We start from the raw sequence: 25,508 nt of genomic DNA, 5'->3' as shown, positions 1-25,508 counted from the left end.
AACTAAACGCTATGAAAAATTTAAAATATACAATAACCTGTTTGGTTTCTGCATTATTTTTCTATTCTTGTGACCAAGGTATAGATAACATAACGCAAGTAGCTGCAGGTGCAGATGAAACTGCTCCAGAAGTTAAAATAAATTATCCTACAGAAGGCACAAAAATTAAAGTACTAGACATTGTTACTTCTATTGTAATAGATTTTGAAGTTACTGATGATATAGAAGTTGCCTCTATAAATGTTGCCATAGATAATAATACAATACAATCTTTTACAAGTTTTAAAGACTATAGACGTGTTTTAATAGATGATTTAGTTTTTGATAATTTAGTTGATGGCACACATAAACTAACAATTACCGCAACAGATTTAGAAGGTAAAACCACTGAAGCCTCTGTAAACTTTGAAAAAGAACCTGCCTATACACCATTGTTTGCCGGAGAAACCTTATATATGCCTTTTGATGGTGATTATATAGATCTTATTGGCTTACAAGCAGCAACTAAAGTTGGTAACCCTAATTTTGCTGGAGAAAGTGTTGTTGGCACCAATGCATATGCAGGCGCTACAGATGCATATTTAGAATATCCTACAGACGGTTTAATTGGCGGTACAGAGTTTAGTGCTTCATTCTGGTACAAGGTAAATGCAACCCCAGACAGAGCTGGTATTTTAATTATTGGTGATGATGCAGAAGACCGTTTTCAAGGTATAAGATTATTTAGAGAAGGTAACGGCGCTGAGCAAAGAATAAAAGCTAATGTAGGGACAGGAGCAGGAGAAAGCTGGAATGATGGTGGCGTTATAAATGTTGCAGAACAAGAATGGATATATATTACACTTGCCGTTTCTGCTACCAAGAGTACTATCTTTTTTAATGGTGTTGCAGTAAATACTGCAGATTTGGCAGCACCTGTAGATTGGACAAATTGTAATACTGTTACAATTGGTGCTGGTGGAGATACTTTTAGTTACTGGGACCATAAATCAGACAACAGTGCTATTGATGAGCTACGTTTCTTTAACAAAGCACTTACTGATAGCGACATAGAAAATATGATAAACGTTACTAACCCTTATACAGGTGTTTATGATGGAGAAATGTTCTACGCTGCTTTTGATAACGACACAAAAAATAAATTTACGGCTCAAGAGGCTACCGTAGTTGGTTCTCCAGGGTTTGCAGATGAAAGTGTTATTGGTAGTAACGCCTTTTCAAGTACTACAGATTCTTACATAACTTATCCTGCAAATAACTTATTAAGTGGCACAGAGTTTAGCGCAACATTCTGGTATAAAGTAAATGCAACCCCAGACAGAGCAGGAATTTTAGTTATTGGTGATGATGCTGATGATCGTTTTCAAGGACTAAGGCTATTTAGAGAAGGTAGTGACACAGAACAAAGAATTAAAGCCAATATTGGTATTGGAACTAATGAAAGCTGGAATGATGGTGACATTATTAACGTTGCAGACCAAGAGTGGGTATTTGTAACCTTAGTTGTTTCTGCTACAAAAAGCACTATTTATTTTGATGGTGTTGCTGTTAATTCTGTAGACTTAGCTGCTCCTATAGACTGGACAGGTTGTGACCTTATAACAGTGGGTTCTGGTGGTGAAACATTTAGTTACTGGGATCATAAATCAGATAACAGTGCTATAGACGAACTACGCCTATACAATAAAGCACTTTCACAACAAGAAATACAGTCTATTAGAGACGCAGATTTATAATAAATACATTTTTAGTTTTTAGTTAATTCATTTTTATGAGATTATTTTTAGTAGTATTGGCTGTTGCATCCTTATTAACAGGATGCAACAACAAGCCAAAAAAAATTCAAAAACAAGTTTGGACAGATGAAGCTTTACTGGACTCTGTACAAAAACAAACGTTTAACTATTTCTGGGATGGCGCAGAGCCTGTTTCTGGACTAGCTAGAGAACGTATACATTTAGACAGTATTTACCCAACACACCATAAAGACATTATAACTATTGGCGGTTCAGGATTTGGACTAATGACCATTGTTGTTGGTGCAGAACGTGGCTACATTACCAAAGAAGAAGCTTTATCTAGATTTGAAAAATCTGTAGATTTCTTAGAAAAAGCAGATCGTTTTCATGGTGCATGGCCACATTGGTTAATGCCTAGTGGCAAAGTTGCTCCCTTTAGTCAGTATGATGATGGTGGAGATTTAGTAGAAACTGCCTTTTTAATTCAGGGTTTATTAACTGTAAAAGAATACTATGCAAATGGCGGTGAACGTGAACAAAAACTAGTTGCTAAAATTCAGAAACTTTGGGAAGAAGTAGAGTGGGATTGGTACACAAAAGGAGAAAACACCTTATACTGGCATTGGTCTCCTAATGTAGCATGGAAAATGAATTTCCCTGTTGGTGGTTACAATGAAGCATTAATAATGTACATATTAGCTGCTGCATCACCAACACACCCTGTATCTAAAGAGGTTTATGATAAAGGTTGGGCTCTAAATGGGCAAATTGCAAAAGACACTGTTTATTATGGTTTAGAAACAGAGCTTAATCATTATGAGCATGATGCATCTCCTGTTGGTCCGTTATTTTGGGCACATTATTCATACTTAGGTTTAAACCCTAAAGGATTAACAGATGCCTATGCAGACTATTGGAAACTAAATGTTAATCACGCTAAAATACACTACAGACACGCCGTAGAAAATCCAAATAAGTATAAGGGTTATGGCAAAAATTTATGGGGGTTAACATCTAGCTATTCTGTAAAAGGCTATGCTGGCCACAGACCAGATAACGACTTAGGTGTAATATCACCAACAGCAGCATTATCTTCTATGCCATATACACCAAAAGAAAGTATGCAGTTTTTACGCTATATGTATACAGAGCAAGATTCGCTTGTTGGTAAGTATGGTCCTTATGATGCTTTTAGCTTAGAAAACAACTGGTCTTTACCTCGTTATTTGGCCATAGACCAAGGTCCAATTCCTGTAATGATAGAAAACTATAGAACAGGTTTATTATGGAATTTATTTATGAAAAACAAAGACTTACATAAGGGATTAGAAAAACTAGGTTTCTCTACAACGCACAAAAATGACAATTAAAAATAGTCTTTTTACAACATTACTTATACTTGTAATTATCTCGTGCAAAAGCGGAGATGATTACGAGTATACTCCAATTGAATTTCCTACTGATGACGATCCAATTTCTACACCTACAATAACAGATGAGGAGCTGCTAGATATTACACAGGCTGAAACCTTTAAATATTTTTGGGATTTTGCTGAGGTAAATTCTGGCGCAGCAAGAGAGCGCTACCATCCTAACGACCCAAGTAATAGTGAATACACAGTTACAACAGGTGGTACAGGTTTTGGTATTATGGCACTTATTGTGGGTATAGAAAGGGGTTTTATTACCAAGGAAGAAGGTATAGATCGTTTTTCCAAAATTCTAGATTTTTTAGAAAAATCAGATCGTTTTCACGGTGCTTGGCCACATTGGATTAATGGAGAAACTGCTAAGGTTATGCCTTTTAGCGACTTAGACAACGGCGGAGACTTGGTAGAAACTGCCTTTTTATCTCAAGGTTTAATTTGTTTAAAGGAGTATTTAAAAAATGGCTCTGATAAAGAAAAAGCTATAGCAGCAAAAGCAGATGAGCTTTGGAAAGGTGTGCAATGGGATTGGTATACAAACAATGAAAATACGCTATACTGGCACTGGAGCCCTAACAACAATTTTGCTATAAACCTAGAGCTAAAAGGGTATAATGAAGTATTAATTGCTTATGTATTAGCTGCTGCTTCACCCAATTATTCAATTTCTAAAGAGGTATATACAAACGGTTGGGCATCTAACGGTTCAATTGCATCTACTAACACAAAGTATGGGTTTCCTATATTGGCTAAACACGCTGGCAACCAAGAATATGGCGGGCCTTTATTTTGGGCTCATTACTCGTACTTGGGCCTAAACCCTAAAGGATTATCAGACGAGTATTTAAATTACTGGAACGTAAACACTAATCACGCTAAAATAAATTACAGCTATAGTGTAGAAAATCCAAAGCAATTTAAAGATTATGGAAAAGATTGTTGGGGTTTAACAGCCAGTTATACAAGAAATTCAGACGGTACAATTGGGTATAATGCTCATAGTCCGTCTAATGATACTGGAGTCATCTCGCCAACAGCAGCAATTAGTTCTTTACCGTATACACCAACAGAATCTATGCTGGCATTGCATTATTTCTACAAAAATAAAGATAAGTTGTTAGGCCCTGCTGGGTTTTATGATGCGTTTAGTCCGGAATATAATTATTGGGTTGCAGAACAGTATTTAGCTATAGACCAAGGACCTATTTTACTTATGATAGAGAATTACAGAACCGGACTTCTATGGGACTTATTTATGCAAAATATCGATGTAAAAAATGGTTTAGACAAGTTAGAATTTAGCTATACAGAATAAAAAACATCAATCTAAAAGATAAAAAATACCCACCACGGGAAATAAAATTACAGCATATGAAAAAAACAAACCTACTACTAATACTCACATTTTGCAGCAGCTTTTTGGCTATTGGGCAAACAAAAGTTCCTTTTATAGAAGACTTGCTTGCTAAAATGACTATAGAGGAAAAAATTGGACAACTAAACTTGGTAACACCTGGCGGAGGTATTGCTACAGGTTCTGTTGTAAGTAGTAACGTTGAAGAAAAAATTAAAGCCGCCAAAGTTGGTGGTATGTTTGGTATATCTGGACCAGAAAAACTAAAAATAGCACAAGACTTTGCGGTAAATGATACACGTTTAAAAATTCCGTTATTCTTTGGTTCTGATGTAATACATGGGTACAAAACAACTTTTCCTATTCCGCTTGCAACAGCATCTAGTTGGGACATGGATTTGATTAAAAAAATGGCAGAGACCGCTGCATTAGAAGCAACTGCAGATGGTATAAACTGGAACTTTTCTCCTATGGTAGATGTGGCGCGTGATCCTCGTTGGGGTAGAATTGCTGAAGGTGCTGGTGAAGATCCGTATTTAGGTTCTGCAATAGCAAAGGCAATGGTGCACGGCTACCAAGGAAACAATTTAACTGCTAAAAATACAATGTTAGCCACGGTAAAACATTTTGCACTTTATGGTGCTGCAGAGGCTGGTAGAGACTACAACTCTGTGGATATGAGCAGAACAAAAATGTTTAACCAGTACTTACCTCCTTATAAAGCTGGTATAGATGCCGGTGCAGCAAGTATAATGACTTCTTTTAATGATGTAGATGGCATACCTGCAAGCGGTAACAAATGGTTACTTACAGACTTATTACGCAAAAAATGGGGGTTTAAAGGTTTTGTAGTTTCAGATTACACTTCTGTAAACGAAATGATTGCTCACGGGCTTGGAGATTTACAAGATGTATCTGCATTATCTTTAAAAGCTGGTTTAGATATGGATATGGTTGGCGAGGGTTTTTTAACTACACTTAAAAAATCTTTAGATGAAGGCCGTGTTACAGAAGAAGAAATTACCAATGCTTGTAGAAGAATTTTAGAAGCTAAGTATAAACTTGGCCTTTTTGATGATCCGTACAAGTATATTGATGCAAAAAGACCTAAAAAAGACATTTTAACCAAAAAGAGCAAAACATTAGCAAGGGAGGCTGCTAAACGCTCTTTTGTACTTTTTAAAAACCATAATAACGTACTACCACTAAGTAAAACAGCTAAAATTGCGTTAGTGGGGCCTTTAGCAAATAACAAAAATAATATGCTGGGTACTTGGGCACCAACAGGAGACCCGCAATTGTCTATTCCTATTTTAAACGGATTTAAAAACGTTGCTTCTAAAGCCAAAATAACATATGCTAAAGGTGCAAATATTACAGATGATACTGAGTTAGCTAAAAAAGTAAATGTTTTTGGAACACGTGTAGATATTGACAAAAGGTCATCTGAAGAACTTTTGCAAGAAGCATTAGACCTTGCTAAAACATCAGACGTTGTTGTTGCCGTTGTTGGTGAAGCATCTGAAATGAGTGGTGAAGCTGCAAGTAGAACAGATATTTCTATTCCTAATAGTCAAAAAAGATTAATACAAGAACTTGTTAAAACAGGCAAACCGGTTGTTTTAGTATTAATGAGCGGTAGACCGTTAACTATTGAAGAAGAATTTAATCTTCCTGTTAGTATTCTTCAAGTTTGGCACCCTGGTATAGAAGCAGGTAATGCCGTTGCTGATGTTATTTTTGGTGATTATAATCCGTCTGGTAAACTAACAGCTACATGGCCAAGAAATGTTGGACAAATTCCTATTTACCATAGTATTAAAACTACAGGGAGACCAGCTCCTTCTCCTGCTTTTGAAAAATTTAAAAGCAATTATTTAGATGTTAAAAATGCGCCTTTATTGCCTTTTGGTTACGGACTTAGTTATACCAGTTTTAAGTATTCTAACATCAACCTATCTAAAAAAGAAATTGCACAAGGAGAAGACGTAACAGTATCTGTTACAGTAAAAAACACTGGTAATTTTGATGGTGAAGAAGTTGTTCAATTGTACTTAAGAGATGTTGTACGTAGCATTACACCTCCAATGAGACAATTAAAAGGATTTAAAAAAGTATTCTTAAAAAAAGGAGAGTCTAAAACTGTAGAATTGGTACTTACTGCAGACGATTTAAAGTTTTACAATAGTACTTTAGATTTTGTTGCTGAACCAGGAGATTTTGAAATATTTGTAGGGACAAATTCTAACGCCCAATTAAAGACTACTTTAACCCTAAAATAAAAGATACAAATGCCTAATTATTTAACTTTTTTACAACGTGCTACTTTTTTAATATTAATTGTACTTACAACTACTATTGGTTATGCACAAACAAGGTATACGCAAAAAGTGTTTTCAGACATTAAGGTGAAAACCTATAGCTATGCAGATACTTTAAAGTTAGATTTTTATAGCTACAAAAAAGATACAGTTACAAACAAACCTTTACTAATTTTAGTTCACGGAGGCGGTTTCAGTGGGGGAAAACGCAACAATCCGTTAGAAATAAAATTTTGTGAAGATATGGCTAAAAGAGGCTACGCTGTAGCCTCTATGAGCTATAGGTTAGTACGCAAAGGCAACTCACTTGGTTTTGGATGTAATTGTCCGGCAGATCAAAAAATAGAAACATTTGTATCTGTATCTAGAGATATTATTAAAGCAACACAGTTTTTAATTGATAAGAAAGATAAATTAAAATTTAATCCAGAAAGCATAATACTTGTTGGTAGTAGCGCTGGCGCAGAAGCTGTTTTAAACACAGTATTTATGAAGAATGAATACACCTTTAAAAAGTTGCCTTATGCTACTATTAAATACGCAGGAGTTATCTCTTTTGCAGGTGCTATAGTTAATGCAAATTACATTACTAAAAATACAGCTATACCAACAATGCTTTTTCACGGAGCTAAAGATAATATGGTGCCATACGCAACTGCACCTCATCATTTATGTGAAGAAAATAAACCTGGTTTTATTATCCTAGATGGCTCTTATACTATTGCAGAAAAATTAGAAAAATTGGATGTTGCACACACACTTGTAAGTGACAAAGATGGCAACCATAACTGGGCTAACATCCCCTATAGTTACACCAACCTTATTGCCAAGTTTATTACAGAAAGTGTTTTAGAAAAACAAAATATACAAAGCACAATTAAAGTAAAGCACAAAAATTGATTATGTTTAAAAAGGAGTTTTATATTGTAGTTTTATTAGTATTTGCTATTGGTTGCAAACAAAAGAAATCTCCAGAAAAGCAAACAAAAAAAAGACCTAATATTATTTATATTATGTCTGATGATCATGCAATACAAGCCATTAGTGCATACAACCACCCTATTAGTAAATTGGCACCAACGCCAAATATTGATAAAATAGCTACAGAAGGCGCAATTTTTAATGGTAGTTATGTTACCAATTCTATTTGTGGGCCAAGCAGAGCCGTAATATTAACCGGTAAACACAGCCATACAAATGGATTTAGGCAAAACGGAGATCATTTTGATGGAAACCAAGAAACATTGCCAAAAATTTTAAAAAAAGAAGGATACCAGACAGCCCTAATGGGCAAATGGCATTTACATGATTACCCACAAGGTTTTGACGATTGGAAAATTCTTGTAGATCAAGGTAATTATTACAATCCAGATTTTATAATTAATGGTGATACAACCCGTGTTCAAGGCTATGCTACAGACTTAATTACTGCAGATGCCATAAATTGGTTAAAAAATAAAAGAAAAGATAGTGTTCCGTTTTTTTTAATGGTACAACACAAAGCACCTCACAGAAATTGGATGCCAGCCTTACGCCATTTAAATAAATACGATTCTGTTTCTTTCACTTTACCTACTTCTTATTTTCCAGAGTTTAATAATCAAAAAGCTAGCAGAGCTCAATTACAAACCATTTATAATGATATGTATGAAGGGCACGACTTAAAACTATCTACTGGTGTTAATAAAACCAAGCTTGCACATAACCCTTGGACCACTGATTTTGATAGAATGACAGAGACTCAGAGAGCTACTTGGGACAGCGCTTATTTAGCAAAAAACAACGCTTTTTATGAGGCAGATTTAAGTAATGAAGAAATAGCAATTTGGAAAGGTCAAAGGTACTTACAAGATTATATGGCAACCATAGCAGCTGTAGATGAAGGTGTGGGTGAAATTTTAAACTATGTAAAGACGAACAATTTAGATGAAAATACTATTGTAGTATACACTTCTGATCAGGGTTTTTATATGGGTGAAAATGGTTGGTTTGATAAGCGTTTTATGTATGAAGACTCTTTTAGAACACCTTTACTTATAAAATACCCCAAAGCCATACAACCAGGTACGCAAATTAATGCTTTAGTACAAAATTTAGATTATGCACCAACAATTTTAGACTTTGTTGGCATACCTAATAAAGCAAAAGAGATGCAAGGAGTATCATTTAAGGGCTTATTAAATGGTTCTGTTAACGAGAGTGATTTTAGAGACGCTATTTATTATCACTATTACGACTATCCTGCTTTTCATATGGTAAAAAAGCATTACGGTATTAGAACAAAGCGCTATAAGCTTATTCATTTTTATGATGATATAGATAGTTGGGAATTTTACGATTTAGAAACAGACCCTAAAGAGCAAAACAACCAAATAAATAATGCAGCGTATACCAAAGAAATTAAGTTAATGCATACAAAGCTTAAACAGCTTCAAAAAGAATATAAAATAACTAATAAAGAGTTTACAAAAGCCAAAAAAGAAGACGTAGACAAGGCATACAAGCAATTTAAAAAACTAAGAGGAACACCCATAAATTAAAAAGTCGGTGCATACACACCGACTTTAAACTGACTTAAATTAGATTAATAAAAGAACAATTAATCTAGTGCAAATGTTACTGTTTTTAAAGTCTTAAATGTTAATTTAATATCAATGTTGCATTAACAATTACGCGCTAACCTCATCTTTATTTACTATTTTATTTACTATTAATGCAATTGCGCCATCACCAGTTATATTTGCCGCTGTACCAAAGCTATCCATTGCAATATAAAGCGCTATCATTAGCGCTTGTGCCTCTGCATTAAAACCCAACATTGTTTGTAATATACCTACAGCAGCCATAATTGCACCACCAGGAACTCCTGGAGCAGCAACCATAGCTATACCTAACATCATTACAAAACCAGCAAACATTGTAAAGTTAAAATCTAAACCTTGCATAAGCATAAGTGCTACTGCACAGGCAACAATTTTCATTGTACTACCCGCTAAATGTATAGTGGCGCAAAGTGGCACAACAAAATTAGCAACCTTAGGAGATACACCATTTTTTTGTACTTGCTGTAATGTAACTGGTATGGTAGCAGCAGAAGATTGTGTACCCAAAGCTGTTAAATATGCAGGAGCCATATTAAGCAATGCTTTTAATGGATTTTGCTTGGTTATTGCACCAGCTATAATAAACTGTACTAACATTAGTAAAAAGTGCATTATAAAAATAATTCCTATAATTTTTAAAAACACACTAAGTACAGACTCTACCTGACCGTTATAAGCAATGGCAGAAAAAATACCTAAAATATATAGTGGTAATAAAGGAATAATTACCTTTTCTATCACCAGCATTATTATTTTTTGAAAATCGTTAGCTACCTTTTTTAAACTACTCTCTCCTTGCGTTGCTAATCCTAAACCAATAACAAATGCTAACACTAAAGCAGACATTACATCTAACACAGGTGGAATTGTTATGGAAAAAAACGGACTTAATTTTTCTACACCTTCACCAACATTTTGTACTGTTTGTGCTTCTATAAAAGAAGGAAAAAAACCAGATGCTACAAAGTAGGTTGAAAACCCAGAAAACAACGTAGACCCATACGCTATAGCAGCCGTTATAACTAATAGTTTACCAGCTCCTTTACCTAAATCTGCAATAGCTGGCATAATTAATCCTAAAATGATTAACGGTATTGCAAAGCCTAAAAACTGACTAAAAACAGCTTTAAAAGTGTTAAATAACCTATTTACAGATTCTGGTAAGTACAACCCAATTAAAATACCTAAAATAATTGCAATAAATACTTTAAATAATAGGTTTGAAGTAATTTTTTTAAGCATAGCCTAGTTTTTATGTTTGTAAAAAACACAAATATAGCCTAAGTAAGCTAGTCACTAATTTATAATAACAGTTACTTATTAACTAGTTAGGTTTATAAACTAGAGTTAATCTAAAGAAAAAGAAAAGTCATTATAACTTTCTGTGCTCCATGCTAAGTGCTTTGTTGCTGGTGATGCTGCAAAAAACGGAGAAAACGTATGCACTTTTACCGTTTTATTATCTGGTAAAAATTCTAAAATTCTTAACCAACCGTCTCCACCATTACCTTGCCACCCGCCACCCATAGCTTGGGCGTTAAATGCCATTTGACTCACTTTTTTACCTCCTTTATTTTTGTCTACTTTAAAGCCCACGTGAGCTTTAAAATCATCTGCACCACCAATATGACCAGAAAAGACTAGTTGTATGTTTTTAGATGGTTCTACTAATTTTTTCCAAACTGCCTCTCCGTAGTTAGCATCTTTTACAGGATAATTCTCTTTTTCTATACGCTGGTTTTTAGCGTTTAAGTAGGAGTGTGTAAGTACTGCAACTGTATGGTTTTTGTACTTATCCTCATCTACCACATTTTTTGCCCATTGTACAATAGTATCTCTTGGTGCAAACTCTAAGGTCATAAATAAAAATTTACGCCCGTTAGGCGCTGTAAAATCAAAAGCTGCGTTTTCTAAACTTGGGTGACCGCCAGCATTTTTTGCAGCCGCACTTAGTAACTTATAATTAGCTTGGTTTTTATGTGCCGGAAAATACGTATTGTAGTTAGATCCTCTGTGTTCTACACCTTTGTATCCGTAATCATGGTTACCTGCAGCCAACACATAAGGTACTTGCCCATCTAACCTACCAAACATTCTAGACACAGCCATCCATTGTTGTCTGCTTGTTTGGTTTCCGTTTTTTCCATTTGGTACAATCATATCGTTTTGCTCTACCAAATCCCCGGTACACAATACCATTTTAATATTTAGCGAATCTACGTTTTCACTTATCCAAGCCGTCATTAAATCTAAAGTGCCTTGGTTGCGTTGGTACTTAACGTAATTTTGGGTATCTGGCACTAAGATTAAACTCCAAGAGTTTGGGTTAGATAGTTTTGGTGCTTCGTATTTTTTTTGGGCTATAATAGATTGTTGGGTTGTAAAAAGTAACAACGCTACTACTATAAACTGGTAAACCTTTTTCATACAAGTGTAATTATTTATCAACCTTAAAAAAATTGATTGTCTTCTTTTATTTTAGTCATCAAAAATAACTGAAAAATTACTTTTGGAATCTATAAAACAAATTATATAAAGTTAACTTAATATTAAAAAAGGAGCATATTTGTAAAGTGTCAACATAAAAAAATAGCTCCCCATTACAGATTTCCGTAATACTTTATTTAACGCAAGTTATAAGTTTGCGTTGTTTGGTAACAATTAGTAAGGTAATAGGTCTGCTTGCTAATACGGTAAGGAGGAAGTTATCCAAATTAGTAGGTAAGACCTTTTCTTTATGTATTTATTTATTTCTGTATTTTATTGTAAGCTAAATAATGTAAGTTTGTATTTTTCTACGCACAACCAATATGACTAAACCATACTACGGGATTAAGAAGACCATTACTAATGAGTACTACTTTAATTTAAAAACTAGTGAAGGAGAAATAATACTATATGGCGAGGTTTTTAAAAGTTTAGAAGAGTGTAAGCAGCAAATTATTTTTATAAAACAATATGCTTATGACTATGATTACTACCATAGTAAATTAACAAAAGACAACAAACACTACTTTTATTTGTATTTAAATGAAGATACGTTGCTAGGCAAAAGCAATACATACAATACAGAAGAAGCAAAAGAACTAGGCATTGCATCTGTAATGCTATATGCAACAGTGGCTACAATTAAAAATTTTAGTGAGGAAGAGGAGTAATTTAATAACTTAATTTTTAATTAACTTATTTATAACAAAAAAACGAATCAAAATTTGTCTCCTCAATTATCCCCTAAAACCAAAAAAGCCTTTACATTTCTGTAAAGGCTTTGTTTGCTAGTGGTCCCACATGGGCTCGAACCATGGACCCCCTGATTATGAGTCAGGTGCTCTAACCAGCTGAGCTATAGGACCCGCATTTTGCGGATGCAATATTACTATTTATTTTGTTACAATCCAAAAGAACATTGCAGTTATATTTACTTTTTTTATTCTGCCACAGTTGGTGCTTCTTGGCAAAGCTCTATTAATGTGCCATTTGTACCCTTTGGGTGTAAAAAAGCAACTAATTTATTATCTGCTCCTTTTTTTGGTATTTCGTTTAAAACCACAAAACCTTCAGCTTTTAAACGTGTAATTTCTGCTACAATATCATCTACAGCAAAGGCTATATGATGTACACCCTCTCCTTTTTTTGCTATAAATTTTGCTATAGGGCTATCTTCTTTTGTAGCCTCTAACAACTCTATTTTATTTGGTCCTTGCATAAAAAAAGAGGTTTTAACACCCTCAGACGCCACTTCTTCTTCTTTGTAGCTTGGTATACCCAGCAATTTTTCAAACAAAATATTAGATGCTTTTAAATCTTTAACCGCTATTCCTATATGTTCTATTTTTTGCATAATTTATCTTTAAAAATATAAATGCTAAAATTACAACAATTAATCTTTTAGCTAATACTTAGGATACTAGGTTAAGGTATAGGAGTCTAATAATATAAATTGTACTTTTGCCCCATGGAAACTCAAAGACAGAAAAAAATAGGAGGCGTAATACAAAAAGATATCGCAGATATCTTACAACGCGCAGTGATTGATGGTGGTTTGCGTGGTACACTTATATCTGTTTCTAAGGTGGTTGTTACTACAGATTTATCTATAGCTAAAGTATATATTAGTATTTTTCCGCATAAAAATGCAGATGAGCTTTTAGAAGGTATAAAATCTAACCAACCATTAATAAAACATGAGCTTGCTCAACGTACCAAAAACCAATTGCGTCGTGTACCAGAATTGTTATTTTTTATAGACGATTCTTTAGAGTACATAGACGGTATTGAAAAATCTTTAAAGGGAGAGGATAACCCTATAGAAAATCCAGATTTACTAGAACGCAGAAAAAAATCTTAAGATTGAATTTTCCGCTATACATCGCTAAGCGTTATGTACGTTCTAAAAGCAGTCAAAACGCTGTAAACATTATCAATTTTATTACATTTTTAGTAATTGTTATTGGTTCTGCAGCGCTTTTTATTGTATTATCTGGCTTTGCCGGATTAAAAACATATAGCCTTAGTTTTAGTGAAAGTTTTGACCCAGATTTAAAAGCTTCTCCGTTAACCGGAAAATTTATATCGGTTTTACCAGAACAAGAAACCAAATTACAAAATATAGACGGTGTACTTTCTTTTTCTAAAGAACTAGAAGAAAAGGTATACTTTTTACATAATGAAAAAAGTCATATTGGCTATATTAAAGGTGTAGATAGTAACTACAATAAAGTTACAAGCGTAGATAGTACCTTGTACTTTGGCGAGTGGTTACTAGATAGCCAAAGAGGTGTAGTAGGTATTGGTATTGCAAATTTACTAGGGCTAACGGTTAACAATTACAGGAGCCCTTTGCAAATATTAGTACCCAAACCAAAAAAAGGTGCGGTTAACCAAGGCGGATTTAATAAAACACCCTACAACCAGCACAATGTTGTAGTTAGTGGTATGTATAACGTAGCAGAGGACTTAGATAAAAAATACCTTTTTACAAGTTTACCTGTAGTTCAAAAATTACTAGAGAAAGACAGTTTACAGATATCTGCTATAAATTTTAAGGTTGATGGAACTAAAAATATTAGCAGCATTAAAAAGGAAATTGCTGCTGTTTTTAACCAAAATATAGTTTTAAAAGATAGGCAAGAGCAAAATAGCACGTTACACCGTATGCTAAACACAGAAAACTTGGCTACATACCTAATTTTTACATTAGTGCTTATAATTGCCTTATTTAATGTTATAGGCGCTATTATTATGATGATTTTAGATAAAAAAGAAAACTCTAAAACATTATACTACCTAGGAGCTACTATTAAGGAGTTGCGCAAAATTTATTTTGTACAAGGCACACTTGTTACCAGTATTGGTGGTTTGGTTGGTGTTTTTATTGGATCATTACTAATATGGTCTCAACTAGCTTTTGGTTGGCTAAAAATAAACGCTTTTTTAGCTTACCCTGTAGAGTACAAAATACTAAATGTTGTAATTGTACTAGCTACTATTATTGTACTAGGATTAATATCTGCTAAAATTGCAAGTAGCAGAATTAGCAAAAAATTAATTACACAATAAAAAATAAAAACACTTCTTTTTGGGTCTCTACCCAACAAAACCTTGCACCTAATTCTAACTGTTAAGAGATTAAATTAAACAATTAAAAGTGCCAATTATTTAATGCTTTGGATTAAGAAAACTGGTGATCACCAAACTTATCTAAAACCTCATCAAAAGCAGCAAAAACATCTACAGAATCGTCACTAGTTACCATTTTCATACGGTACTGTTTAAAATCTGGTATTCCTTTAAAGTAGTTGGTATAATGCCTACGGGTTTCAAAAACACCTAGCTTTTCACCTTTCCAATCTATTGCCATTTGTAGATGTCTACGGGCAGCTTCTACGCGCTCTTGCATTGTTGGTGGTGCTTTGTGTTCTCCTGTTTTTATAAAGTGTTTAACCTCATTAAAAAACCAAGGGTAGCCAATACTTGCTCTACCAATCATTGCGCCATCTAAACCATATTCATCTCTCATTTTTACAGCAGCTTCTGGAGAGTCTACATCGCCATTACCAAAAACAGGAATATGCATACGTTGGTTATTTTTAACCTGAGCAATTGGTTTCCAATCTGCATTACCTTTATACATTTGCACACGTGTTCTACCGTGTATAGCTATTGCTGCACAGCCAACATCTTGTAAACGTTCTGCAACCTCAACAATTTTTATAGAATCTGTATCCCAACCCAAACGAGTCTTTACTGTAACAGGTAATTTAGTGTGCTTTACCATTGCATCGGTAAGCTTAACCATTAAATCTATGTCTTTTAAAATACCAGCACCAGCACCTTTGCTTACTACCTTTTTTACAGGACAACCAAAGTTAATATCTATAATATCTGGGTTAGATTTTTCTACAATCTCTACAGAGCGTAACATAGAATCTAAGTTTGCGCCAAAAATTTGTATACCTACAGGTCGTTCTTTCTCATAAATATCTAATTTCATAACGCTTTTAGCTGCATCACGAATTAAACCTTCTGATGAAATAAACTCTGTATACACCACATCTGCGCCCTGTTCTTTGCACAAAGCTCTAAATGGTGGGTCGCTTACGTCTTCCATTGGTGCTAACAACAACGGAAATTCTGGTAACTGTATGTCTCCTATTTTTGGCATTTGGCAAATTTACAACATATCCGTTACCTAAAAAACAGAAAACATTCTATCTTAACCCTATATCTTTAGAAATTAATAACCTTACGTACTTAGGAGTATATACCATTGGTAGTTTTTAAACATAAAAAAAGCGGAAATCCAGTTAAGGAAATCCGCTTTAATAATTATAGTTGTTAGCTAGTGTTATTGCTTATTCGTTAGAAGCCATTAGTGCAAAAAACTTATCTATGTTAGGTAAGATTACAATACGTGTTCTTCTATTTTTAGCTCTATCTTCTTTAGTATCGTTAGACGCTAAAGGAACATAACTACTTCTACCAGATGCAATTAATTTTTCTGGAGCTACGTTATATTTAGTTTGTAACTTACGTACAATAGATGTTGCTCTTAATACACTTAAATCCCAGTTATCTGTTACTTTAGGAGTGCTTATAGATCTAGAATCTGTATGCCCTTCTACCATAACCTCTATACTAGGCTCAGAGTTAATAACGTCTGCTAATTTTTGTAAAATAGCGTCTGCTTTGTTGCTTACATTGTAGCTAGCAGTGTTAAATAATAACTTATCAGATATAGAAATCATAACAACTGTATCATCAATATCAATTGCAATATCTTCATCTTCATTTAAGCTATTTGTACCAATAGATTTTTTTAAGTTGTGAGACAATGCCAAGTTCATAGAATCTTTAAGTGTTTTAGCACCCATTAATTGTTCTGGACTAACATTTTTTAACGTCTCGCGCATTTTGGCTTTAACGTTATTACTAATAACTGCACCATCTGCAGAAATTAATTTTGCATCGTTATCTTCAGTTAATGCATTTATTTTAGAATTATAATCAGCAACTCTTGCTTCTATTTTAGCAAACTTAGCTTCTAACTCTTCTTTTTCTACTGCAGTCTTGGTTAATTGACTTTTAGTTTCACCGTGAGCTTGTTGTAATTCTACATATTTCTTTTTTGAAACACATGATCCTAATAAAACTACCGCAGTTAATGCTAATGATATTTTCTTCATAATTTATGTTTTGTTCTGCAATAGATACGTAGATAAGATTAAAATAGATTTTTTATTTTAAAAATTCTTATCTTAATGACTGATAATAAAGCACTTAAAATCTAAATTTTTTAACAAAAGTTGCTGTTAAATTTAAAACCATTGCGTTAAAACAGTATAAAATCAGCATAAAAAAAGAGGAACTAACACATTTTATATGGTTTACAATTAAAAATTGTAATTAATTTTAGATGTGCTTTAAAATTAGACCCTTATAACCTGTAAAATATAAACTATATTTGCAGCTACTTTAGTACTATATATGAAGAATATTCGAAATTTTTGCATTATTGCACACATAGATCACGGTAAAAGTACCCTAGCAGATAGACTTTTAGACTATACTGGTTCTGTAACAGATCGTGAAAAACAAGATCAACTTTTAGATAGTATGGACTTGGAGCGAGAACGTGGTATTACCATAAAATCGCACGCCATACAAATGGACTTTGAATACAAAGGAGAAAAATTTATTTTAAATTTAATAGATACTCCTGGCCACGTAGATTTTAGTTACGAGGTGTCTAGATCTATTGCTGCTTGTGAAGGTGCTTTACTAATTGTAGATGCTGCACAAAGTATACAAGCACAAACCATATCTAACTTATATCTTGCTTTAGAAAACGACTTAGAAATAATTCCGGTTCTTAATAAAGTAGATTTACCTAGTGCAAACCCAGAAGAAGTTACAGATGATATTGTAGAACTTTTAGGTTGTGCTCCAGAAGATGTTATACACGCAAGTGGTAAAACTGGTTTTGGTGTAGATAATATTTTGGCTGCTGTAATAGAACGTATTCCTGCACCAGTTGGTAATGTAGACGAACCTTTACAAGCCTTAGTTTTTGACTCTGTTTACAACCCTTTTAGAGGTGTAGAAACATATTTTAGAGTTATTAATGGTGAAATAAAAAAAGGACAAAAAATAAAATTTGTAGCTACAGATAAAAGTTACTTTGCAGATGAAGTTGGTACCTTAAAACTAAACCAAGTTATTAAACAAAGTGTAAAAGCTGGTGATGTAGGTTACTTAATTACGGGTATTAAAGATGCGCGTGAGGTTAAAGTTGGTGATACTATTACAGATTCTGCCAACCCAACTATAAACCCTATTGATGGTTTTGAGGATGTAAAACCTATGGTATTTGCTGGTATTTACCCAGTAGATACAGATGAGTTTGAAGAATTGCGTTCTTCTATGGAAAAATTGCAATTAAATGATGCCTCTTTAGTATTTGCACCAGAAAGTAGTGCTGCTCTTGGTTTTGGTTTCCGTTGTGGATTTTTAGGAATGCTGCATATGGAGATTATACAAGAACGTTTGGAGCGCGAGTTTAACATGACGGTTATTACTACAGTACCTAACGTTAGTTACTACGCATTTACGCGTAAAGACCCAGATACTCCGGTTATTGTTAATAACCCTACAGATTTGCCAGACCCATCTAGCATAGACCGTGTAGAGGAACCTTACATAAAGGCAACTATAATTACAAAGTCAGACTTTGTGGGTAATGTAATGTCTTTATGTATAGAAAAACGTGGACAAATCACAAACCAAACATATTTAACGCCAGAGCGTGTAGAGCTGTCTTTTGATATGCCACTTGCTGAAATTGTTTTTGATTTTTATGACAGATTAAAGACGGTTTCTAAAGGATACGCTTCTTTTGATTATACGCCAATTGGTATGCGTACCTCAAAATTAGTACGTGTAGATATTTTATTAAATGCACAACCGGTTGATGCCTTATCTGCTCTTATACACACAGACAATGCGGTACATATTGGTAAAAAAATGTGTGAAAAATTAAAAGAGTTAATCCCAAGACAACAGTTTGATATTCCTATACAAGCTGCCATTGGAGCAAAAATTATATCTAGAGAAACAACAAAAGCATTACGTAAAGATGTTACCGCTAAATGTTACGGTGGTGATATTTCTAGAAAACGTAAACTTTTAGAAAAACAGAAAAAAGGTAAAAAACGTATGCGCCAGGTTGGTAACGTAGAAGTACCACAAGAGGCGTTTATGGCGGTATTAAAACTTAACGATTAATACACCTATTACTTTATATATAAAAACCTTCATTTTTTAATGAAGGTTTTTTGTTTTACTGCTCTAGCCACTTTCTAAACTCTGCTGTGGAAGATGTGCTAGTCATTACTTTGTCTTTTACACCAACCATTTTTAGTAGTAAGCGGTTTTTAAAATGACTCTCTATATTGTCTATAAAATCTATACTAATAATTTCGCTACGGTTTATTTTAAAAAATTTATTAGGGTGTAATTGTTGGTGTATGGTACCTAAATTTAAAGATATTGTATGCCTTTTTCCTTTAGCATCTGTCGCAATACAAAAATCTCCTGATGCCTCTATGCAACTAATGTCTGCAATGTTTAACAGTTGTATACCATTGGTCTTTTTTATCACAAAACGTGTTTTGTAATTATTATGTTCTTCTTGTAACGCAATTTTAAGGTTTGTAAGTGTTTTGGTAGATAGCGAGTTATAGTCTCCTTTATTAAATAATGCTTGGTATTTTTCTAGCGCCTTTTTAAAATCTAATTGTGTGTATGGTTTTAAAATATACGCAATGCCATTGGTATTAAATGCCTGAAAAAGATACTCGTCATGCGCAGAGCAAAATATAATTGGGGCATCTATATTAACCTCATTATAGAGATCAAAAGATACACCATCTAAAAGCTGAATGTCAGACAAAATAATATCATATGTATTACTCTCTAAAAAAAGTTTACCTTCTGCATTAGACCTTGCCCAGTCATACCCAACCTCATCATTAAAATAGTCTTTAACAAAAGAAACTAATTTTTGAAAAGCTGGTATTTCATCTTCTAAAATTAAAATTTTCATCTACTTTAATTATCTTCAATTAATTTAATTACCGGAATAGAAACCGTAAATTCCTTATCCGTATTTATAATAATTACCTCTTTATCAGATAGTAATTTATATCGAGCTTTTAAATTATCTATACCTATACCAAAAGATTCGTTTTTAGGTATTATACTAGATTTAGTATTACTTACTTTTAAAGCGTTTTCCTCCACACAAATTACTGTTTTTATACTAACACCTGCACTAGGTTTGTTATGCTTTACAACATTCTCTAACAAAGCTTGTGTGGCTCCTGTGGGTATAAATTTATCGTTTGTGGTTGTTTCTTTTTCAATTTTAAAATCGTAATCGTTACCAAAGCGCGTTTTTATTAGAAACATATAGTTTTCTGCAAGTTGAATTTCTTCAGACAACTCCATCACTTCTGCATCTTTTGTTTTTATTAAATACCTGTATATTAATGACAAACGATTTATGTATTCTTTTGCTCTTTGAGTATCACTATCTATTAAAGAATCTAATGTATTTAAGTTGTTAAATAAAAAATGAGGATCTATTTGTGAACGTAATAGTTTAAGCTCGTTTTCTTTTTGTTGTTTTTCAAACTTTAACAATTGGTTTTGCCCTTCATAGAACTTTTTAGTAAGCAATAATGCAAAAGGAAAAGCGGTTTGTAAACTACCTCTGTCTATCATTTCTATAACAAAATCTAAACCCTTTGGAAACTTACTCCAATCATTATCTCCTGTCCAGAAGCCAACTACATTTTGAATTCCCGTTAAAACAACCAAGATAAGTATACCCAAGAAAGCAAAAAGCACATACTTTTTTTCTTTTACAAACTTTGGTATTAGCCAAAAAACAAACAAGAAAATAATACCACAGATGGTAATTAAATCTACTGGAAAATCTATAAGATATTCCCTAAGCATAGAGTCGTTTTTATAATATTCTCGTCCTTGCAAAGAAAAAGAAACTATAAAATAAACTACCATAAGTAGTATATCTGATTTGTTTATTTTTTTGTTCATTAAACAGCTGGTGTATTAGTTATTATCATCAATTCTGTTTTGCTCCTCTTTAGATGAATTTTCTCTGTTTTTCTGCTTACCATATCTAGATCCAAAACTGTAAGATACTCTTAATTGTACATTTCTTCTAGACTCGTTACTTTCTACATCTGCATTAAGGTTGTTGTAATTAATTTTACCAACAAAACCTCTGTTTAGTATTTTATTTAATCCAAAATTTACCTTTAACCTATCATCTAAAAAAGTTTTACCTAAGGATAAATCTAAACCAGCAAACCAGTCTACATCCATACCACCATCTAATGCACCAGTACCGTAGTTACCGCTTATTTCTGCATTAATTTCCCAAGGAAGCTCATAACTAGCTTGTGTAAACCAAATAAGGCTCCATTTGTCTAAATTTAGGTTATCTGGTGCAGACTTTAATTTGTTGTAATTTACAATAAAACCCGTAAAACCATCTACACCCTTTATAAAGCTTAAAGGCCCAAACAACCTAAAATTCCAGTTTTCTTTTTCTGTTAAATTAATTGTAGTTCTGCTAATTTCTGCTGTCTCTGTGTTTTGAGATATGAATTGAAACATTGCATCTTTAGTACCGTTGTAAGCAATGGTAAAAAATGGCTGCCCATCAAAAGTTAAATTAAATTGATAATTATTTGTAAATGATGGTTTTAAGTTTTCATTACCAACGTCTGATGATAACGGATCATAATACGTTACAAATGAGTTTAATGTACTGTAACTTGGTCTACTAATACGGTAACTATAAGCCACGTTAGCACTTAAGTTTTCGTTTAGTTTTTTACTTACAGATGCACTAGGGAACAGTTTAGATATTTTACGTTCTCTACTTTCATTTGTGGTGCTAGAGGTTCCTTTTGTGTTACTATCTTCAAAACGTAAACCTCCAGAAAAAGACCAATCTCCGCTTGTAATATTTAGTTTAGAATACACCGCAAAAATATTTTCTTCTACTAAAAACCGATTACTAGCATCTTCATCAAAAACAAATTCACCATTAGTATCTTCACTAAAAGACATTAAATCACTATCTGTGTCAACATCTGCATATTTACTACCTAAACTTAGTTTAAAGTCTTCTGTAAACTGTTTAGAATAATCTATCTTATATGTTTTTATTTGATATTCTCCGTCTTGTAAATAACGTTGGTTTGTATAGGGTACTGTACTACCCTCTAAAGAAGATATGTTATTAATATTATCATTAGTATAGTCTACAAAATTAAAATCTGCTGTTAGTTTTTGTGTTTCTGTTTTATACTCGTAATATGGATTAACATTAAATACTGTTTGATCTCTGTTAAAACTATTTTGTGATAGTAAATAATCTGTAGTATTAGCAGTAGTAATTATGTTGCTACTTTTAGAGTTACGGTCAGAGTCTGTAGTAATGTTTCTAACACCAACACCAATGCTGTGTTCATCTGTAATGTAATAATCTAAACTAGCACTAGCCCTTAAACTTTTCGGGTTATAAGGTTCTATTGTAGCTTGGTCATATGTGGCGTCTTCTACGGTTCTTTTAATAAACAAATCTTCTCTCCAGGTAGGACTAGAATACCCTGCACTTGCCTGCCAATTTAGTTTGTTTATATAACTACCAATAGATGCGCTTGTACCATATTCTACACCTTCATCTTCACCTATCCAGCCAACAATAGTACCGTGTGTACCAAGCTTTACATTTTTCTTTAAAATAATATTTAATATTGGTCCAGAACCAGCAGCATCAAACTCGGCACCAGGTTGCTCTATCATTTCTACTTTGGCTATGTTATCTGCAGGCATATCGCGCAGCAAAGTGTTCATATCCATATAATCTGTGGTTTTACCATTAATTAATATTCTAATATTGCTTTGGCCTGCGTAGCTTATACCATTATTGCTAACAATTATACCAGGTACACGTTTCATTACATCTTGTAAGTTAGAATTTAACATTTCTGAATTTTCTAAATCTACAATAAGCTTTTCTGCTGTTTGCCTAATAACTGGTCTTTTACTTTTAACAACAACCTCGTTTAAAGATTCTGCTTCTTCTTGTAGTTCAAAGTCAAAAAATTTGTCTGCTGTTAATGTAAATGCTTTAGATGTTTTGGTTTTAAAACCAAGCATAGACACCTCTATATAATATGTTCCATTTTTTACTGAGTTAAAGGCGTACACACCTTGCTTGTCTGATATAGTACCAGTAACAACTTCTTTAGAGGATTGGTTGTATAAAATTACGTTGGCGTACTCTAACGGAGCATTACTCTCTGTTATTAGGCCGGAAATCTTGTTCTGTGCTTGGACAGATAATACACCCAGAAGTAAAATAAAAATAGTTTTTGTAAACGTTTTCATGACTGTTGATTATGATTGATGCCATAAATGTATAATAACTAATATATTACAGAAACTATTTTCTGATAAGTTGGGATAAAATAAGGTTAAACCCTATTTTTTTAGTGACCAATTGTAACTTGCATAAACAACAAAGGCTTTCTGTAACAGAAAGCCTTTGTTTTAAAAAAATATGTACTTTTTATTCTTCTTCAGTAATATCTGCGTGTTTATCTACATCTAACATTTTACCTAAATAAACAAGCTCATACCCTTCTGTAATATCTGTAAAAGATTTACTAAACGATGGTATAATGTGCAACTCACCATCTGGAGATTTTAAAAATATAGGTATTATACTTTCATCTGCCTTGGTAATTTCAATTAAACCTTCATAATGGGTTTGGTCTTTTAGTTTTATTTCATGTATTGATGGATATTTACGTGCAGCCTCCATTAACTTAATAAAATCATCTGTATGAGAAAACAAACCTTCTTTAGGGTTGTTTTGTGGATCGTTCATTTCATCTGCATTTACCAGTCTAAATGAACCGTTTTCTCCAAATTGCTTTTCAAACTTTTTTACTGCAAAGTTGTTAATGTCTGAGTTTGCTGTTAATGCCATAACGTAACCCATATCACTCAACTCTATATTATCTGTTAAAGAGTCTGAATAAATATTGGCACTAATAGCATCTATACCTAATTTTTTTGCTTTGCTAATATTAGTTTGGTTATTGTCTATTAATACTACATGCCTGTTGTGTTCTTTTAAATATTGGGCTATTAACCTAGACAATTTAGAGGCTCCTATAATTAAAATACCTTCAGATCTTTTTAAGAAAACACCAACAAGTTTGGCAAACATTCTTGCTGTGGTTGCATTAAGTAAAACCGTACCTAATACAATAACAAAAACCAAAGGAGTAATGTAATCTGCCCCAGGGACACCCTTAGAAAATAATTTAGAACCAAATAACGATGCTATACCAGCTGCTACAATACCTCTTGGACCAACCCAACTTATAAATAATTTTTCTTTTAGTTGAAGATTAGATCCTCTTGTGCTTAAAAATACACCAAGCGGCCGTACAACAAATACAATAACTGCAAAAAGAATTAAAGTACCCCAGTTAAAAATAAGTTCTAAATCTGCTATGTTTATGTTAGCAGATAACAATATAAATAAAATAGATATTAGTAGTACGCTTAAAGATTCTTTAAAGTAAAGTAACTCCTTAATATTAGGTAAGTCTGTGTTACCCATTACCATCCCCATTACCACTACGGCTAGTAAACCAGATTCATGTGCAAAAACATCAGACATTACAAATACAAGTAATACTACAGATAATGATACTACATTAAGCAAATAATGAGGTATAAAATTACGTTTTACTGCTGCAGTTAAACCGTGTGCAAACGTAAAACCAAAAGTAGTACCAAATAAAAGTATTTTACCAAACTCTATTAAAGCAGTAAAGGTAAAGTCTCCACCACCACCAACACTAATAAACTCATATACCAAAACGGCAACTAAAGCACCAATAGGATCTATTAAAATACCTTCCCATTTAAGAACTGCAGAAATATCTTTTTTTAAAGGTATGTTTCTTAAAATTGGAGTTATAACCGTTGGACCAGTTACTATAATTAATCCTGAAAATAAAAATGAAATAGACCAACTTAACCCTAAAATATAATGAGCAGCAATACCTGCACCAAAAAACGTAACCACAGAACCTATAGTTATTAACTTAGAGATTACAGGACCTATATTTTTAATCTCTGATCGTTTTAAAGTTAAACCACCTTCAAACAAAATAATACTAATTGCAAGAGACACAAAGTAATACAAACTATCACCAGGAAAAAGTCCTGTTTTTCCGTTCCAAATTGGCTCTATAATTTTACTGCTGTCTTCTGTAAAAAGTGTGGATATTGGTCCCACTATTAACCCTATTAAAATTAAGGGCAAAATTGCAGGTAATTTTAATTTCCAAGCAAACCACTGCGCTAGTATTCCTAGTATTATAATTCCGGCTAATTCCAGCATAATTTATTTTTTTTGAAAAATAGCATTTTAATTTTAAAAA

The 25,508-nt window shown here is 33.2% G+C and carries 19 protein-coding genes and 1 tRNA gene; 10 read left to right on the top strand and 10 right to left on the bottom strand.

Annotated elements, in window-relative coordinates; genetic code table 11:
- Positions 1–11: 11 nt before the first annotated feature.
- The 6 genes from JM80_RS04010 to JM80_RS03985 are packed head-to-tail and all read left to right on the top strand — an operon-like array spanning position 12 to position 9,381.
- Positions 12–1,736 carry a LamG domain-containing protein gene (locus JM80_RS04010; protein WP_144709289.1) on the top strand — a complete coding sequence of 575 codons (1,725 nt, stop codon included), beginning with the start codon at positions 12–14 and terminating at the stop codon, positions 1,734–1,736.
- A 35-nt stretch (positions 1,737–1,771) separates the two neighbouring features.
- Positions 1,772–3,109 (top strand): glucoamylase family protein, encoded by a 1,338-nt coding sequence (locus tag JM80_RS04005; RefSeq protein ID WP_013620855.1) that lies wholly within the window; start codon positions 1,772–1,774, stop codon positions 3,107–3,109.
- Positions 3,099–4,481, top strand: a complete 1,383-nt coding sequence (locus JM80_RS04000) for a glucoamylase family protein (protein ID WP_144709288.1) — start codon at positions 3,099–3,101, stop codon at positions 4,479–4,481. Before JM80_RS04005 ends, JM80_RS04000 begins: the two co-directional genes overlap by 11 nt.
- Positions 4,482–4,537: 56 nt before the next feature.
- Positions 4,538–6,802, top strand: a complete 2,265-nt coding sequence (gene bglX, locus JM80_RS03995) for a beta-glucosidase BglX (protein ID WP_144709287.1) — start codon at positions 4,538–4,540, stop codon at positions 6,800–6,802.
- Between the two features lie 9 nt (positions 6,803–6,811).
- Positions 6,812–7,741 carry a carboxylesterase family protein gene (locus tag JM80_RS03990; RefSeq protein ID WP_034645810.1) on the top strand — a complete coding sequence of 310 codons (930 nt, stop codon included), beginning with the start codon at positions 6,812–6,814 and terminating at the stop codon, positions 7,739–7,741.
- A gap of 2 nt (positions 7,742–7,743) precedes the next feature.
- Positions 7,744–9,381 carry a sulfatase gene (locus tag JM80_RS03985; RefSeq protein WP_144709286.1) on the top strand — a complete coding sequence of 546 codons (1,638 nt, stop codon included), beginning with the start codon at positions 7,744–7,746 and terminating at the stop codon, positions 9,379–9,381.
- A 129-nt stretch (positions 9,382–9,510) separates the two neighbouring features.
- Here JM80_RS03985 and JM80_RS03980 read toward each other — a convergent pair whose 3' ends face one another.
- Complete coding sequence (locus tag JM80_RS03980; protein ID WP_034645812.1) at positions 9,511–10,686, bottom strand: dicarboxylate/amino acid:cation symporter; 1,176 nt, start codon at positions 10,684–10,686, stop codon at positions 9,511–9,513.
- A gap of 105 nt (positions 10,687–10,791) precedes the next feature.
- Positions 10,792–11,871 (bottom strand): metallophosphoesterase, encoded by a 1,080-nt coding sequence (locus JM80_RS03975; RefSeq protein WP_013620861.1) that lies wholly within the window; start codon positions 11,869–11,871, stop codon positions 10,792–10,794.
- 383 nt (positions 11,872–12,254) lie between these two features.
- Between JM80_RS03975 and JM80_RS03970 the strand changes: the two genes are divergently transcribed.
- Positions 12,255–12,602: a YegP family protein gene (locus JM80_RS03970; protein WP_144709285.1), complete on the top strand. Its 348-nt coding sequence runs from the start codon at positions 12,255–12,257 to the stop codon at positions 12,600–12,602.
- A 121-nt stretch (positions 12,603–12,723) separates the two neighbouring features.
- On the opposite strand, the gene JM80_RS03965 is transcribed toward JM80_RS03970, so the two are convergent.
- Together JM80_RS03965 and mce are read right to left on the bottom strand one after the other, a co-directional pair.
- Positions 12,724–12,797: transfer RNA gene (locus tag JM80_RS03965), tRNA-Ile, on the bottom strand.
- Positions 12,798–12,871: 74 nt separating this feature from the next.
- Positions 12,872–13,285 (bottom strand): methylmalonyl-CoA epimerase, encoded by a 414-nt coding sequence (gene mce, locus JM80_RS03960; RefSeq protein WP_013620865.1) that lies wholly within the window; start codon positions 13,283–13,285, stop codon positions 12,872–12,874.
- A 114-nt stretch (positions 13,286–13,399) separates the two neighbouring features.
- Between mce and rbfA the strand changes: the two genes are divergently transcribed.
- Both rbfA and JM80_RS03950 read left to right on the top strand, forming a co-directional pair.
- Positions 13,400–13,792: a 30S ribosome-binding factor RbfA gene (gene rbfA, locus JM80_RS03955; RefSeq protein ID WP_013620866.1), complete on the top strand. Its 393-nt coding sequence runs from the start codon at positions 13,400–13,402 to the stop codon at positions 13,790–13,792.
- 2 nt (positions 13,793–13,794) lie between these two features.
- On the top strand, positions 13,795–15,003 hold the full coding sequence (locus JM80_RS03950) for an ABC transporter permease (RefSeq protein WP_144709284.1): 1,209 nt from the start codon (positions 13,795–13,797) through the stop codon (positions 15,001–15,003).
- A gap of 112 nt (positions 15,004–15,115) precedes the next feature.
- On the opposite strand, the gene dusB is transcribed toward JM80_RS03950, so the two are convergent.
- Complete coding sequence (gene dusB / locus JM80_RS03945; protein WP_013620868.1) at positions 15,116–16,108, bottom strand: tRNA dihydrouridine synthase DusB; 993 nt, start codon at positions 16,106–16,108, stop codon at positions 15,116–15,118.
- A gap of 190 nt (positions 16,109–16,298) precedes the next feature.
- Positions 16,299–17,129 (bottom strand): OmpA family protein, encoded by an 831-nt coding sequence (locus JM80_RS03940; RefSeq protein WP_013620869.1) that lies wholly within the window; start codon positions 17,127–17,129, stop codon positions 16,299–16,301.
- 301 nt (positions 17,130–17,430) lie between these two features.
- Between JM80_RS03940 and lepA the strand changes: the two genes are divergently transcribed.
- Positions 17,431–19,227 carry a translation elongation factor 4 gene (gene lepA / locus JM80_RS03935; RefSeq protein ID WP_144709283.1) on the top strand — a complete coding sequence of 599 codons (1,797 nt, stop codon included), beginning with the start codon at positions 17,431–17,433 and terminating at the stop codon, positions 19,225–19,227.
- 55 nt (positions 19,228–19,282) lie between these two features.
- On the opposite strand, the gene JM80_RS03930 is transcribed toward lepA, so the two are convergent.
- The 4 genes from JM80_RS03930 to JM80_RS03915 form a co-directional block, all read right to left on the bottom strand.
- Complete coding sequence (locus tag JM80_RS03930; RefSeq protein ID WP_144709282.1) at positions 19,283–20,047, bottom strand: LytTR family DNA-binding domain-containing protein; 765 nt, start codon at positions 20,045–20,047, stop codon at positions 19,283–19,285.
- A 5-nt stretch (positions 20,048–20,052) separates the two neighbouring features.
- Positions 20,053–21,063: a sensor histidine kinase gene (locus JM80_RS03925; protein WP_144709281.1), complete on the bottom strand. Its 1,011-nt coding sequence runs from the start codon at positions 21,061–21,063 to the stop codon at positions 20,053–20,055.
- A 15-nt stretch (positions 21,064–21,078) separates the two neighbouring features.
- Positions 21,079–23,433: an outer membrane beta-barrel protein gene (locus JM80_RS03920; protein WP_144709280.1), complete on the bottom strand. Its 2,355-nt coding sequence runs from the start codon at positions 23,431–23,433 to the stop codon at positions 21,079–21,081.
- Positions 23,434–23,614: 181 nt separating this feature from the next.
- Positions 23,615–25,468, bottom strand: coding sequence for a sodium:proton antiporter (locus JM80_RS03915; RefSeq protein WP_038505398.1), 1,854 nt, complete (start codon positions 25,466–25,468; stop codon positions 23,615–23,617).
- Positions 25,469–25,508: the final 40 nt, after the last annotated feature.

This window comes from Cellulophaga sp. RHA_52 (assembly GCF_007827205.1).
Taxonomy (GTDB): domain Bacteria; phylum Bacteroidota; class Bacteroidia; order Flavobacteriales; family Flavobacteriaceae; genus Cellulophaga; species Cellulophaga lytica.
This window is presented reverse-complemented; position numbering and strand designations above follow the sequence as displayed.